Genomic DNA, 14,326 nt, shown 5'->3' with positions numbered 1-14,326 from the left:
CGGATCTTCCATGATGGAAGATCACGATTTACTGAATGAAAAAGTCTAGCTCATGATAGTGTGGATTCTCGTCTAATGATTCTTTGCATGAATCACAAATCGTCCGTATATCCATATGCCCGTCCGTTGTCATGCGGACCATCTGCTCCTGGTCGGTGTCATTTAAAAGATCAAACCCCAACTGGGAGACATCCACTTGTGCAGCGTCCAATTCTCCAACTTGGTTCTCGCAGTGACGACAAAAATAACGTATTTTCATGTCCATCCTCCTCTAGGTTGATGGTACATAGTTTTACCGTCACAGGCGGGCGTTATACGGTTATCTGACGAGAGGCGACGATCATTTCACATTGTAATCATTCATCACTTCATTGAAAGGCTGATTGAGCCATGCTTCGCACGCTTGGACAGACTGTTCGATACTCTCTTCCACAGCCTTCCACTCTTCCTTATAGAAATCCCCCAACACATGGTCAATTACAGTCTGGGACCCATTCGGTCGGCCAACTCCTACACGAAGTCGTTTAAACTCTTTCGTACCAAGCTGGTCAATGATATTCCGGATACCGTTATGACCGCCGTGGCCGCCTTTTTGCCTTAAACGGATCTTACCGGGAGGAAGATCCAGGTCATCGTAAACGACCAAAACATCCTCGACATCCATATCGTAATATTCCATCAATGGACGAAGGGACTCTCCGGAAAGGTTCATATACGTTTGAGGTTTCAACAAAACGACCTTTTCCCCGTCTACACGTTCCATCGTGAAGAGGCCGTTGAATTTCTTCTGAGTAAGTGTCCAGCCATTCTTCTCTGCCAGCTGGTCGACAATCATAAATCCGATATTATGACGTGTCTGTTCATATTTCCTGCCTGGATTACCCAGGCCTACGATACATTTCATACATAACTTCCTTTACTGTCTTTGTACTATTTCTCTATTATATCAAAGCATAGATAAAAATAATGTCACAATTCTTGGTCATTGAAAAAAGACGAAATACAAAAGAAGAGGACGCGCCTTCCGGCTACGCCCCCTTATCCTATTCCGTTGTTTACTCTGATTTCTCTTCGGAATCCCCATCTTCATCTTCTGATTTCTCATTGATGACTTCCGGTTCTTCGTCTGCATTATCTGTATCCGGCTCTTCCGGCATTTCTTCCGGTGGAGTTACGGAAACAATTGTCGTATTATCATCTTCTGTGATTTCATAACCGCGGGACTCTTTCAAGTCGCTGACCATCACACTGTCACCGATATTCAATTCAGAAACGTCTACGACGATTTCTTCCGGAATATCCGCTGGTTTAGCACGAACCGCCAATTCATAAAGCGGTTGTTGTACGACACCGCCTTCTCTGGCGCCGGCAGCCTCCCCTTCAAGACGGACAGGAACTTCTACATCCATCTCTTCTGACATGTTAACGATATAGAAATCTGCATGAATCAGCTGGTCCTTCAACGGATCGACTTGATATTCATGTAGCATAACATCCACTTTATCTTTTCCATCGATATCAAGGGAGATAATTGCGTTCTTCCCTTCATCACGCACAGTTTTAAGTAACTCTATGCTGTTAACAGCAACCGTGATCGGCTCTTTTTCTTTACCGTATACTACACTCGGCACATTGCCGTTAAGTCGCAGTTCACGAGTAGCAGACTGTTTGAGATCTTTTCTTTGATTTGCTTTAAGAGTAATAGCCAAATTAATCAACCTCCAGTAATTTACCAATCATAATAACAGTTTCCCGTTAAACAAGAGAGTTAAACCTAATTTTATAAAAAATTAGTCAAACAAGATGCTGATGGATTGACGTTCATGGACACGAATAATGGCTTCACTAATTAAACCGGCAACAGAAAGTTCTTTAATCTTCCCACTGGATTTCTCTTCCCCTAAAGGAATCGTGTTCGTAACAACAAGCTCTTTAATCTTGGAATTATCGATGCGCTCAATCGCAGGACCTGAAAGCACCGGGTGCGTACAGCATGCATATACTTCCTTCGCTCCATTCTCAACAAGAGCGTTCGCAGCAAGCGTAATCGTACCGGCTGTATCAATAATATCATCGATCAAAATAGCTGTTTTCCCTTCGATGTTTCCGACGATATTCATCACTTCCGCTACGTTCGGACGAGGACGACGCTTATCAATAATGGCAATCGGCGCTTTCAGGCGATCGGCCATTTTGCGTGCGCGGGTCACTCCACCGTGGTCAGGGGAAACGATGACGAGGTCGTCAAAGTTCTTCTCCTCGAAATAATCCGAAAGAATCGGCACACCAACAAGGTGATCGATAGGAATATTGAAGAAGCCTTGAATCTGCGGGGCATGCAGATCGAGCATCAGCACACGAGTCGCTCCGGCTGTTTCCAACAGATCCGCAACCAATTTCGCAGTAATAGGTTCACGCGGACGGGCTTTACGGTCCTGCCTTGCATATCCGTAGTAAGGCATAACGATGTTGATGGTTCTTGCAGAAGCTCGTTTCAGTGCATCGATCATAATCAGAAGTTCCATGATATGTTGGTTGACCGGTTCACACGTGGATTGCACCACATAAACATCACAACCGCGGATACTTTCTTCGATGTTGATTTGAATTTCGCCGTCACTAAAGCTTGTGACTGAACATTTCCCTAAGTCTACTCCGATTTGGTCGGCAATTTCTTTTGCCAGCTCCGGGTTGGAGTTTAGTGAGAATACTTTCAGTTTTGAATCCTTATATCCAGTTGCCATGGAATGGAACCCTCCGTTAATCTTTTTTGATCGATTTCATTTTAGTAGCGTAGCCTTCTTTATTCGTCTGGCGGGAACGCGCGATGGAAAGCGCTTCGGACGGGACGTCTTGATTGATCGTCGAACCGGCAGCGACGTAAGCTCCCTTGCCGACCGTGACAGGTGCAATCAAGTTGGAGTTACATCCAATGAACGCATCATCTTCAATAGTCGTCAAGAACTTATTCTCTCCGTCATAATTCACTGTTATTGTACCACATCCGATGTTGACACCACTTCCAACTTCCGCATCACCGATGTAGCTTAAATGAGAAGCCTTGCTGCCGTTACCGAACTGCGCCTTCTTCACTTCCACGAAGTTACCGATTTTGACATCATCGCCTAGAGAAGATTGCGGACGGATGTGGGCAAATGGTCCAATTTGGACTCTTGCGCCGATTTTGCTGTCAGCAGCAGCACTCTGCTTAATGCTCGTTTCTTTACCGACATGGCAATTTTTAATTGTCGTATGTGGACCAATAACGGCATCATCCTCGATAACCGTCTCTCCTTCCAACACAGTTCCAGGGTAAATCACCACATCCGGACCAATGACGACATCCGGACCAATGTAGGTTTGATCAGGGTCCACCAATGAAACCCCGTTTCTCATATGCTTCTCATTAATTCGTTCTTTCATTAATTTCTCTGCTTTCGCCAATGCGACACGGTCATTTACTCCAAGGGACTCCGAAAATTCAGGTGTCTGATAAGCGGAAACCGTCTCCCCGCGGTCTTTCATAATTTCCACGACATCCGGTAGATAGTACTCTCCCTGGACGTTATCATTGGAAACGTTCTTCAGCGCTTCAAAAAGCATAGCGTTATCAAAGCAATACGTTCCTGTATTAATTTCCTGTACGGCCTGCTCTTCTTCCGAGGCATCCTTCTGTTCGACGATTCGCTCCACCTGACCGTTGCCACCACGGATCACGCGCCCGTATCCATGTGGATCTTCCGCATGGGCAGTCAAAATGGTTGCCTTCGCCCCTTCTGCATCATGGTGGTCAAGCAGTTTCTGGAGCGTCTCCCCCGTAAGAAGAGGAGTATCTCCGCAGACAACAACCGTCGTCCCCTGCTTGTCTGCCAGGATATCGTCTGCCTGCATTACAGCATGTCCTGTGCCAAGCTGTTTTTCCTGGACGACATAGTGGCTGTCCTCACCCAGTTGATCCTGAACCTTCTCTGCGCCAAAACCAACAACAGTGATTAGCTCATCTAATTCCAATGTATTTAATTGATCGACAACGTGCTGTACCATAGGCTTCCCACATACGGGGTGCAAAACTTTATAAAGTTTCGACTTCATACGTGTACCTTGGCCAGCAGCGAGAACAACAGCGTAACGGTTAGTCATGAACGTACCTCCATCCTAATTATCCACTTTGAATCATATCTCAAACGTAGGGTGATTTCAACATTTGAGCCGGTGGGAAAAGGTAGGAATCGACATTTCTCCCTATCAAAAAAAGAGCCTGACCGCAGTGGTCAGACCCTTTGTTGTGCTTTAAGTATTACGAAGCTCCGGCTTCTTCAAATTCCACCCCTGCTTCGTCTTCTTCACCGGCCTGGTGGTAGGCTTCAAGAACAGCGTCCTGAATCTTTCCACGTGTGCCGGAATTGATCGGGTGTGCAATGTCTCTGAACTCCCCGTCCGGGGTACGTTTGCTCGGCATTGCTACAAACAACCCATTGTTGCCATCAATCACCCGTATGTCATGGACAACAAACTCCTGATCCAAGGTAATAGAAGCAATTGCTCGCATTCTTCCATCGGTATTCACGCGTCGCAGTCTCACGTCAGTTACTTCCATTAAATTCACCACCTTTATCCCAAAGGAACTTATGTTAAATAAATTCCACAAAACGGGAATAATTCCTGCTTATTTTTCTAAAAAATTTTTCAAATCAATTAATTTTTCACAAACAGGTATAGAAAAGGCCCCCATCACAAGGATGAGAGCCTGATTGACAGTCCTATATATTTTCCAGCAAGTTCCCAGGTCGTACTTCAATGGAGAATTTCCGTTCATCCGCATTGACGATTTGAACTAAGGAAAGGTAATCGTCCACGACACGATCCTCTTCATCGTCTTCGGCTTCTGCCAATACACCGATGCCGGCAAGCTCTGCGTCGAATTCCTTCAAGAGATTTCTCATGCCGTTGATCGTTCCCCCGGCTTTCATGAAGTCATCAATGATACATACGCGTGAACCTTCCTGCAGAGAACGCTTGGTTAATACCATCGTCTGGATCTTCCGCGTCGAGCCTGAAACATAGTTGATACTTACCGTCGACCCTTCCGAAATTTTAGGGTCTCTTCTGGCTATAACAACAGGAACGTTAAGATAGGAAGCGACAGCGTAAGCAAGCGGTATTCCCTTAGTGGCCACTGTCATGACGACATCTATGTCTTTATCCCGGAAAGCGGAAGCGAATAATCGGCCGATATTCCTTGTCGTCTCGGGATCACCGAGTATGTCACTCATAAATAAGTATCCGCCCGGCAGAAGCCTCGCCGGATCCTGCAATCGTTCGCACAATTCACGAACAAACGTCTTACTGTATTCTTCTGAAAAAGCAGGGATATATTTAACGCCGCCAGCTGCTCCCGAAATCGTCTCCAGGTAGCCTATCCCTTCATGTTGAAACATTTTATTAATAATACCTAGATCTTCGCTGATCGAGGATTTTGCCGCTTCATACTTCTCCGAGAAGAAAGGAAGGGAAATCAATTCTCGAGGTCGATCAAGGATGAAATGGGTCATCGCAACTAGTCGCTCACTTCTTTTCATAAGAGGACACCTCAAAATCCGAATATTTTCATTAAATATAACAGATTTGTACGGATTTTATCAAGTGTTTTCTCTATATCCCAGCATCCGAACCATATATACTTCGGTACAGAAGCCTTTTAAACTGTTATAGATCCGTTGGGCGCGTGCATCCTGCTCTACAAGCGAAAACACAGTCGGTCCGCTTCCACTCATAAGCACAGCATCCGCTCCGGCCTGGCGCATCTGCTCCTTGATCTGCCCCACTTCCTCATGCAGCTTAAGCGTCACACCTTCCAATGTATTTCCTACATTGGCACAGATTCCTTCGTAGTCCTCTTCCTGTAACGCCCGTACCATCGCTTCCGTATCAGGGTGTTCCGCCTGGGAAACGTCCAGACCCTGATAGACCGTTTGTGTAGAGACACCGATGGTCGGCTTCGACAGAACAACCCAGCAGGGCGGCGGTGCTGGCAGGAAACGAATCTGCTCTCCTCGCCCAGTAGCAAGGGCCGTTCCTCCATAAACACAGAACGACACGTCTGATCCGATTTCCGCACCGAGTTCGGCCAGCTCATCGTCAGAAAGCCCAAGGCCCCACATTCGATTGACACCACGCAGAACAGCAGCGGCGTCACTGCTGCCTCCCGCAAGGCCCGCTGCGACAGGGATATTCTTTTCAATAAATATGTTAACCCCTTTATTTACCTTAAACCGGTCCTGGAGGAGTTTCGCCGCACGATAAGCTAGGTTACGCTCATCATTAGGGACGAAACGGCTCTCTGATTCGACCTTAATGACAGGTTCGGAAAGCAGCGTCAATTCAATCCGATCTGCAAGGTCCACCGTTGTCATGACCATTTCCACTTCATGAAAACCATCCGGGCGCTTATACAGGACGTCCAGTGACAAGTTTATTTTGGCAGGAGCTTTTTCAAGTATTTGCATGCAAGCACCTCATCTTCAAGATTATCTTACAGCATTGTACCATATTTATATGAACAAGAAACGTTATGTAAAAAACCCCTCTGTTATGCACAGAGGGGATTCATTCACCGCTGGTTGTCCGCCAGCTGTTCTTCTGCCATTTGTATCGCTCGTTTTACCATGTTACCTGCATCACGCGTGGTGATGCCACCCCATCCATCTTGCTGCACCTTGTCGTAAAACCCAAGTTCTTTCGCGAGTTCCTCTTTAAACGAATCGGACATGATACTTCGCTTACGTCCCATCGCTTTCAGCTCCTTTCGCATTCACTTAGTTACGACAGTCCTAGTATGTGTCTAGACGGATGAATTATAGCGGGGAGTTGTATGTAATTGTTCCATAAAATACATGGGAACGATTTTTATATTTCATGGAAAAAAAGACAAAATAAAAAAGCAGTAAACGAAAGGTTCACTGCTCAAGAGCCATAGTCTGTAGGTCGTCGAAGTTCAATTCGACTGTCTCTGTAAGAACATCTGCATAGCTGTACGATACACGTTCAAAAGCATTTTCATCTTGGTCAAGTTCAACAATGAACACGGCAGGATATGTCTCTGCCAAAATTCCAGAACGCTCAATCGTCTTACGACGGCCGCCATTCGCCTTTAATGTTAAACGCTTGCCAATTTGTCCTTCTAAGGATTGCTTAATTTCTACTAATGTTTTAGCCACTGCACTCCACCTCACTAAAGATTAGTTTACCATAAGACAGGGACAAAGTCAAATAAAATTATTAATTATACCAATAGCCGCTTCACATTGCAATAGAATGACGTAAATAATGCGTTGATGTTTATGTTATCCATTAACAGGAAAAATATGTACACCCCCTTGGAAAAGAAAAACCGCTATCGTCGTTCGATAACGGTCAATCTTCTTCCTGATCCTTCGTGTACGGCATTCCGATCCGTAGCAGCCCTTTTGTTTCCACGCCGCCAAGTCCATCTTCTCCACTAATCGTGTTTCTGATGACCTCCCATACATTTATATGCTCTGTAAAGGATGTATATGCCACCCTTGCAGCTACATAAACAGGATCGATCGCATGAATATTGACGCGGGCCGGGGAACTTGCGAAATTGGCTCCTGCCCGGATGATGGATTCAAAATGGGACTGGCAGGCTCCTGCAAAAATGACCATTTGATCGAAATTAGGGTGCTTCTGCCTTATGTTGCGTACGGCCTCTACAAAATATTTGGAGTGTCTGTAAGAGTCAAGGGCTCGAATAGACCCCTTAGCTTTTGAGTATGCATCATGGCCTGTAAGAACCACAATTTGAGGGTGAACCTTCTCGATAAGAGGCATCACTTTGTGAGGCATTTCTTTTTCATGCAGATACTGGCCGTGTACCTGAAGACCGAGCTGTTCATACAGCGCAATACACTTCTTTAGAAACAACGGGTCCCCGTCAATATGAAGGATCCGGGGGGGCAGTTGGAAATAGTTCGTCTCCGATTCCTTCGTGTATCCGGTTCCCGCTTCTGCGTCTCTTTTCTCTTTCAGCAATCGGTAATCCTGACGAAAAAGCCTGTAAGAATAGGCTTCCTGCTCTTCATATTCATTTCTGATCCGGTGGTATGCTGCACCTGTTACTTTTTCCAGGTCATCGAGAGGTGCATCAGCCTCAAGGCGTACATGTTCGCCCATCAGCTTCACAACCGTTTGAGCCTGTGCCATCACTCGGAAGATGATATCGTGCCGATAGGACTTCCGTGTTACAAGATCTCCGTTTGCTATCATAACTCTCCACCTCATTCCAAAACACTACTGTAGTGTATGTGAAGAGGTGGGCTTTGTGCCTTCAGAATTCTGTTATTTATAAAGAATGTTAGCTAAGGAGGCGAATTCATCCATCGATAGAGATTCCCCCCTGCGCTGAGGATCGATGTTCACCTCTGCCAGGCGGCTGCGGATCTCTTCTTTATCTAATGTCCCCTTAAAATGCCTTGCCAGGTTGTTCATCAATGTTTTACGGCGCTGACCAAAAGTAGCTTTTACAACATCAAAGAAGAAGGACTCATCATCGACATGAACCGGCGGCTCTTCTCTCATCTCCAGATGAAGAACAGAGGAATCTACGTTGGGCTGTGGCATAAAGACGGTTTTCGGCACGTTCAGTGCCACCCTGGCCTTCGTGTAATATTGAACAGCTATTGAAAGGGAGCCGTAACTTTTCGTATTTGGTTCCGCAGCCATCCGATCAGCAACCTCTTTTTGAATCATGACCGTGATGCTGTCTACAGGCAGACGATCCATCAACAACTTCATGAGGATCGGTGTCGTAATGTAATAGGGAAGGTTTGCGACGACGCGTATTTTCTGACCTTCTTCAAAATGTTCTTCAATCATCCCGGCAACATCCGCTTTCAGGATATCTTCATTGATGATGTGGACATTGTTATATTCGGAAAGCGTCTCTCCCAGAATAGGAAGCAGGCGCTGGTCTATCTCAAACGCCACAACCTTGTCGGCATGCCTTGCAAGTTGTTCTGTCAACGCGCCGATTCCAGGCCCGATTTCGATAGCTGCTGTTGTGTCGTCAATCCCTGCTTCTGCAATAATATTCGTCAAGATGTTCACATCGATCAAGAAGTTCTGACCAAGGCTTTTCTTGAAGGAGAAACCGTAATTCTTCAATATTTCTTTCGTGCGTGTAGGTGTTGCAATGGCTTTGTTATTCATTATTTTCCTCCTGCATGATCTGCTTCATCGCTTCTCCCAATTGCTGTGGCGTGATGTGGAACATATTCAGTCGCTTGAGCAGTTGTTTTCCATTAGTCTTTCCAATTCTTAAGTGCAGCCCCAGCTGTTCTCTAAGATCCGTCGATCGGGAGCCTCCGATCAGTCCGAGATCGATCAAATCCTGCTTCGTTATCTCTCCCTCTATCCCGTCCACCAGTTCATAAACCGATGAGAGGGCAGTTCGGATATCCTGGATAGATGCATGTTCGATACCAATCCCTTTATCTCGTTTGGCCCTCGCTTGGTCCTTCGGAAGAAATGCATGCTTACAATTCGGGACATGCTGGTCGACTATATGTCTGATTCGCTCCCCTGGATAATCAGGGTCTGTGAAAATGATAATGCCACGTTTTGACTGGGCATGTTTGATGCGGTCGAGAACTTCCTCATCGATAGCAGAGCCGTTCGTTTCGATCGTATCTGCATCTACAGCCGCTTTGATTTTCGCTGTATCATCTTTCCCTTCAACAACGATCACCTCTTTTATTTTCAATACCTTATCCTCCTGTACGTACGTGTCCATCTTCTTCTAGCATACCATGAGTTTACAGACGAAAAAAGCAGAGGTATCCCCTCTGCTGTCTCCTTTAATCCAGTATTTTGACCGTTACTTGTTTTCTCCCATAGCTGTGGGCCTGACTCTTCGATGGAACGAATAAATCAATGCGTTTCCCATCGATGGCTCCCCCGGTATCTCCAGCAATGGCTGTGCCATACCCTTCTACCCACACACGGCTGCCGAGTGGAATGACATCAGGATCGACGGCAACAACTTTTCTATCAGGATTCTCTTTCAAATCAATTCCTGTAGCAGTCACACCGGAACAGCCGGCGCAATTTGCCGTATAGGCAGTCGCATGCATTTGTAACGTCTTCGTATCATCCTGTTTATCAGAAGGTTTGGCTGACGCTTGAACAACACGAGCTTCCTTCTTATCAGAGGAAGCAGAAGCAACCGTTACAGGCGCTTTTTCCTCCTCCACTTTCGTACCGAGTGCTATGATCTCTTTCCTGCTTTCCTTCTGCACCGTTTCTTCTATTAGCTCTCGGCTTTTCTCTTCACCGTTCTCAAGAATGACTTCATATTTTTTCGTGACGAGGCCGTTCTCCCCGGAGGAAAGAACTTTCCTTTCCCCTTTCGGCAGAGACTCGTCCCGCCTTGTTTCCACCGCATACTCCATATCTTCTTCTACAGTGTCCGTCATTTTCTCAATTCTGGTAATTTTGATAGGAGTGTCTGCCTTGACGATTTCCTCCTCGGAAACGTTCAACTGATCAAGGTCGCTGAGTTCAACCTGCTGATCTTTCAGTAAGTCTCCGACAGTTGTAGCGGTTGTCCATATCTTCTCTTTTTCTCCCCCATCATGGAGGGTCACTTGGAATGCTTTCTGTACTTCAATATCCATCCCTTGTTCGATCGGTGCTGCTAAGTCATGAGACACCTCGTCCCGTTCTTGGAACTCCAGACCTTGTTCGTCGAAGAATTCACCTACTGTAGAGGCTGTCGTGTTGTATTGTTCTGTATTGGAACGATCAATGGCTAATTGAATACGCTTCGATGCTATGTAGTTTACATCCATACCACGTTCAATCGGATCGGATAACTTATGGGATAGTTCATCATGCTGGTGTACAGTAATTCCCATTTCGGACATAAGTTCTTTAACAGTATTGGCATGAGTGCGAATTATTTCTTTCTGTCCATTTTGAGACACTTGTACAGGCTTTTTAGTAAATTCATAGGAAGCCATTACTAAAAAAGTGATGCACAGGACGGATACGGCGGCGACCCAAATATAAATGGATTTAGTCACTTTTTCCTTGTTCATCCTTCATCCTCCTTTCAAAAGCATGCGTTCTATTCTAGTCAGACATAGATTCGATGTCAAACGGACTGCTTTTTTCACAACATTTTCCTGTCATAAAAAAAGAAGTCAGATGATAGAATCACTGACTTCTTACATTATGATATTATACCTAGACAATTAACATAACAAACATATTACAGTTCCTAAACAATTGCATCTGTTTTGTAACAATCATGACACAATTTTACTTTGATTCTATGCCGAAGAACCGAAGCGCGTTGGCTGTTGTCGCTTCACTGACTTCCTCATAAGTCAGCTCCTTCAAATCCGCAATCTGTTCAGCCACAAGCTTGACATAAGCAGGCTCATTGCGCTTTCCACGGTTCGGGTGGGGAGCGAGAAACGGACAGTCCGTCTCAATAAGAAGGTGCTCCAGGTCAACAGCTTTAGCGACCTCTTTAGGCAGTTTCGCATTTTTGAATGTAACAGGTCCACCGAGTGAAATCATGAAATTCATCTCAATACATTCTTTGGCGATGTCAGCAGGTCCACTGTAACAATGCATGATGCCGCCCACTTCCGCTGCATTCTCTTCTTTCAGTATTTCGACGATATCGTCCGTCGCTTCCCGGTTATGAATGATGATGGGCATCTTTACCTTCTTCGCAAGACGGATCTGTTTACGGAATACTTCTTTCTGGACTTCCGCCGGAGACTTGTCCCAATGATAGTCGAGCCCCATCTCGCCGAGAGCCACGACTTTGGGATGATCGGTAAGCGATTCAATCCACTCCAGATCCTCCTCTGTCATATCAACGGCATCGACCGGGTGCCATCCGACCGCAGCATAGATATGTTCGTGATTCTCAGCGATTTCCAACGCTTTTGGAATCGTCACCCGGTCGAAGCCAACGACCGTCATATACGTGACCCCTGCTTCACGGGCCCGCTCGATCGTCGCTTCTAAATCCTCTTCAAACTGATCTGCGTTCAAATGTACATGCGTGTCAAAGAGCATGTCTATTCCACCTTTCCTATTGAAAAAAGGGAAAGCTGTATGGATGCTTCCCCTTTTTTCCTCTTGTTATTTCACTTTCGTTCCGTTCGCAAGTGTTTGATCTACAGAAGCGAGGGCAAGCTTGCCTTCGTCTTCTCCGGCAAGGATCATTCCTTGAGAAAGCTCTCCGCGAAGTTTGACAGGCTTCAGGTTGGCGACACAAATGACTTTCTTGCCCACCAATTGTTCCGGTGTATAATGTTCTGCAATTCCAGAAACAACCTGGCGCTGCTCATAACCGAGATCCAATTGAATCTTCAGCAGCTTATCGGCTTTCTTCACTTTGTCCACCTTCGTCACTTCTGCAACACGGAAGTCCAACTTCATGAAGTCATCGATGGTGACTTCTTCTATTTTCTCTTCCTTCTCGACCTTCTTCTCTTCTTTCGGAGCAGAAGATTTCATCATGTCTTTAATCGCTTGTGTTTCCTCTTCTGCATCCAGACGAGGGAAGATTGGTTCACCTTTGGCTACGTGTGTACCCGCCGGAACAGCACCGAAGCTTTCCAAACTGGCCCATGCTTTCCCAGCTTCCCCTTCGATACCAAGCTGCTGGAACATACGATCCGGTGTACGTGTGAGGAAAGGTTGAAGCATGACGGCGATTTGACGTAGTGACTCTGCGAGGTGAGCCATTACATTTCCAAGGCGGTCGCGCTTACTCTCATCTTTCGCCAGCACCCACGGCTGCGTTTCATCAATGTATTTATTCGTACGGCTGATGAACTTCCATAGGTCTGCAAGAGCAACAGAGAATTCCATGTTTTCAAGGGATGTTTCCACCGCGTTTTTCGTATCCGCAGCAAGCTGTTCCAAACTTTGATCGAATGCATCTTCCCCAAGGGTTAATGCCGGGATTTCCCCATCAAAGTATTTGCTGATCATCGCGACTGTACGATTCAGCAGGTTTCCAAGGTCGTTCGCAAGGTCATAGTTGGTACGCTCCACGAAAGCCTCTGGTGTAAATACACCATCAGAACCGAATGGAACTTCTCGAAGAAGGTAGTAACGAAGCGCATCAAGACCGTAACGGTCGCTGAGTTCGACAGGATCGACGACGTTTCCTTTGGATTTGGACATCTTTCCGTCCTTCATAAGAATCCAACCGTGTGCGAATACTTTCTTCGGCAGCGGAAGATCGAGCGCCATCAACATAATCGGCCAGTAAATCGTGTGGAAACGAACAATTTCTTTCCCGACAAGCTGCACATCTGCCGGCCAGAATTTCTGGTAACGGCTGTCATCTTCACTGTCGTAACCCAGTGCAGTAATATAGTTCGTCAGGGCGTCGATCCAAACATAGATGACGTGCTTCTCATTACCAGGTACGCCAATCCCCCAGTCAAATGTCGTACGTGATACGGCCAAATCTTCTAATCCCGGCTTAATGAAGTTATTGATCATTTCATTTTTGCGGCTTTCCGGCTGAATGAACGTCGGATTCTGTTCATAGAATTCCAACAACTGATCGACATATTTACTCATCTTAAAGAAGTAAGATTCTTCTTTTACTTTTTCAACGTCACCGCCACAGTCCGGACATTTGCCGTCTTCCAGCTGACGTTCGGTGAAGAAGGATTCACAAGGTGTGCAGTACCATCCTTCGTACTGATCCAGGTAGATATCCCCTTTGTTCTTCAAGTAGTCAAAAATCTTGGCAACAACTTCTTTATGACGGTTCTCTGTCGTACGGATGAAATCATCATAAGAAATGTCGAGTTTGTCCCATAACTGCTTAATTCCGCTCACAATATCATCGACATATTCCTGCGGGGAAACGCCTTTTTCCTCCGCTTTCCGCTGGATCTTCTGCCCATGCTCGTCCGTTCCAGTCAAGTACATGACCTCGTATCCCTGCAGACGTTTGTATCTCGCCATTGCATCTCCGGCAACAGTCGTATACGCATGTCCGATATGCAAATTCCCACTTGGGTAATAAATAGGTGTGGTGATGTAAAAGGTGTTCTTATCCTCAGCCATGCTGTTCCCTCCTAAAAATCTTCCATTCTCATGCCGAAAACGGCCATGTTAACATTCTATCGATTTATTTACTTTATTTCCATTCCTAACATTAAAATATACCGAACAAAAGTCGAAACTGTCAAAGATTGGATTTGTCGAATTCCACAACTGTCATGACTACAGTAAAAAAACTTGTCCATACATCCATGGA

16 protein-coding genes are annotated in these 14,326 nt (G+C 45.8%); all 16 read right to left on the bottom strand.

What is annotated here, in order from left to right:
* Positions 1 to 28: 28 nt before the first annotated feature.
* Positions 29 to 259 carry an anti-sigma-F factor Fin gene (gene fin, locus QRD89_RS00385; protein ID WP_008633487.1) on the bottom strand — a complete coding sequence of 77 codons (231 nt, stop codon included), beginning with the start codon at positions 257 to 259 and terminating at the stop codon, positions 29 to 31.
* Between the two features lie 81 nt (positions 260 to 340).
* Positions 341 to 904: an aminoacyl-tRNA hydrolase gene (gene pth / locus QRD89_RS00380; RefSeq protein WP_008633485.1), complete on the bottom strand. Its 564-nt coding sequence runs from the start codon at positions 902 to 904 to the stop codon at positions 341 to 343.
* 151 nt (positions 905 to 1,055) lie between these two features.
* The gene (locus tag QRD89_RS00375) at positions 1,056 to 1,709 is read right to left on the bottom strand and encodes a 50S ribosomal protein L25/general stress protein Ctc (RefSeq protein WP_008633484.1); all 654 of its coding nucleotides are present in this window, start codon (positions 1,707 to 1,709) and stop codon (positions 1,056 to 1,058) included.
* A gap of 81 nt (positions 1,710 to 1,790) precedes the next feature.
* Entirely contained in the window at positions 1,791 to 2,744 is a 954-nt protein-coding gene (locus QRD89_RS00370; RefSeq protein ID WP_286096093.1) for a ribose-phosphate diphosphokinase, read from the bottom strand.
* 16 nt (positions 2,745 to 2,760) lie between these two features.
* Positions 2,761 to 4,140 carry a bifunctional UDP-N-acetylglucosamine diphosphorylase/glucosamine-1-phosphate N-acetyltransferase GlmU gene (gene glmU, locus QRD89_RS00365; protein ID WP_286096092.1) on the bottom strand — a complete coding sequence of 460 codons (1,380 nt, stop codon included), beginning with the start codon at positions 4,138 to 4,140 and terminating at the stop codon, positions 2,761 to 2,763.
* Between the two features lie 157 nt (positions 4,141 to 4,297).
* Positions 4,298 to 4,597 (bottom strand): septation regulator SpoVG, encoded by a 300-nt coding sequence (gene spoVG / locus QRD89_RS00360; protein ID WP_008633479.1) that lies wholly within the window; start codon positions 4,595 to 4,597, stop codon positions 4,298 to 4,300.
* 163 nt (positions 4,598 to 4,760) lie between these two features.
* Positions 4,761 to 5,579 carry a pur operon repressor gene (gene purR, locus QRD89_RS00355; RefSeq protein WP_008633477.1) on the bottom strand — a complete coding sequence of 273 codons (819 nt, stop codon included), beginning with the start codon at positions 5,577 to 5,579 and terminating at the stop codon, positions 4,761 to 4,763.
* A gap of 60 nt (positions 5,580 to 5,639) precedes the next feature.
* On the bottom strand, positions 5,640 to 6,506 hold the full coding sequence (gene ispE, locus QRD89_RS00350) for a 4-(cytidine 5'-diphospho)-2-C-methyl-D-erythritol kinase (RefSeq protein WP_008633474.1): 867 nt from the start codon (positions 6,504 to 6,506) through the stop codon (positions 5,640 to 5,642).
* 104 nt (positions 6,507 to 6,610) lie between these two features.
* Positions 6,611 to 6,790: a small, acid-soluble spore protein, alpha/beta type gene (locus tag QRD89_RS00345; RefSeq protein ID WP_008633473.1), complete on the bottom strand. Its 180-nt coding sequence runs from the start codon at positions 6,788 to 6,790 to the stop codon at positions 6,611 to 6,613.
* A 166-nt stretch (positions 6,791 to 6,956) separates the two neighbouring features.
* Positions 6,957 to 7,217, bottom strand: coding sequence for a biofilm formation stimulator Veg (veg, locus tag QRD89_RS00340; protein ID WP_008633471.1), 261 nt, complete (start codon positions 7,215 to 7,217; stop codon positions 6,957 to 6,959).
* A 196-nt stretch (positions 7,218 to 7,413) separates the two neighbouring features.
* Complete coding sequence (yabG, locus tag QRD89_RS00335) at positions 7,414 to 8,286, bottom strand: sporulation peptidase YabG (protein WP_008633469.1); 873 nt, start codon at positions 8,284 to 8,286, stop codon at positions 7,414 to 7,416.
* Positions 8,287 to 8,358: 72 nt separating this feature from the next.
* A complete protein-coding gene (gene rsmA, locus QRD89_RS00330) occupies positions 8,359 to 9,228 on the bottom strand; it encodes a 16S rRNA (adenine(1518)-N(6)/adenine(1519)-N(6))-dimethyltransferase RsmA (protein ID WP_026577062.1) in 870 nt (289 codons plus the stop codon).
* Positions 9,221 to 9,781 carry a ribonuclease M5 gene (gene rnmV, locus QRD89_RS00325; RefSeq protein WP_008633465.1) on the bottom strand — a complete coding sequence of 187 codons (561 nt, stop codon included), beginning with the start codon at positions 9,779 to 9,781 and terminating at the stop codon, positions 9,221 to 9,223. The genes rsmA and rnmV overlap by 8 nt, the downstream gene beginning before the upstream one ends.
* Before the next feature lie 94 nt (positions 9,782 to 9,875).
* On the bottom strand, positions 9,876 to 11,117 hold the full coding sequence (locus tag QRD89_RS00320) for a G5 and 3D domain-containing protein (RefSeq protein WP_062515808.1): 1,242 nt from the start codon (positions 11,115 to 11,117) through the stop codon (positions 9,876 to 9,878).
* Between the two features lie 223 nt (positions 11,118 to 11,340).
* Complete coding sequence (locus QRD89_RS00315; protein WP_026577064.1) at positions 11,341 to 12,114, bottom strand: TatD family hydrolase; 774 nt, start codon at positions 12,112 to 12,114, stop codon at positions 11,341 to 11,343.
* Positions 12,115 to 12,180: 66 nt separating this feature from the next.
* Positions 12,181 to 14,133, bottom strand: coding sequence for a methionine--tRNA ligase (gene metG, locus QRD89_RS00310; RefSeq protein WP_008633462.1), 1,953 nt, complete (start codon positions 14,131 to 14,133; stop codon positions 12,181 to 12,183).
* Positions 14,134 to 14,326 lie beyond the last annotated feature (193 nt).

It is taken from the genome of Halobacillus sp. ACCC02827 (genome assembly GCF_030291935.1).
Classification (GTDB): domain Bacteria; phylum Bacillota; class Bacilli; order Bacillales; family Halobacillaceae; genus Halobacillus.
Note: the sequence above shows the minus strand (reverse complement) of the source record. Positions and strands in the feature narration are given on the sequence as shown.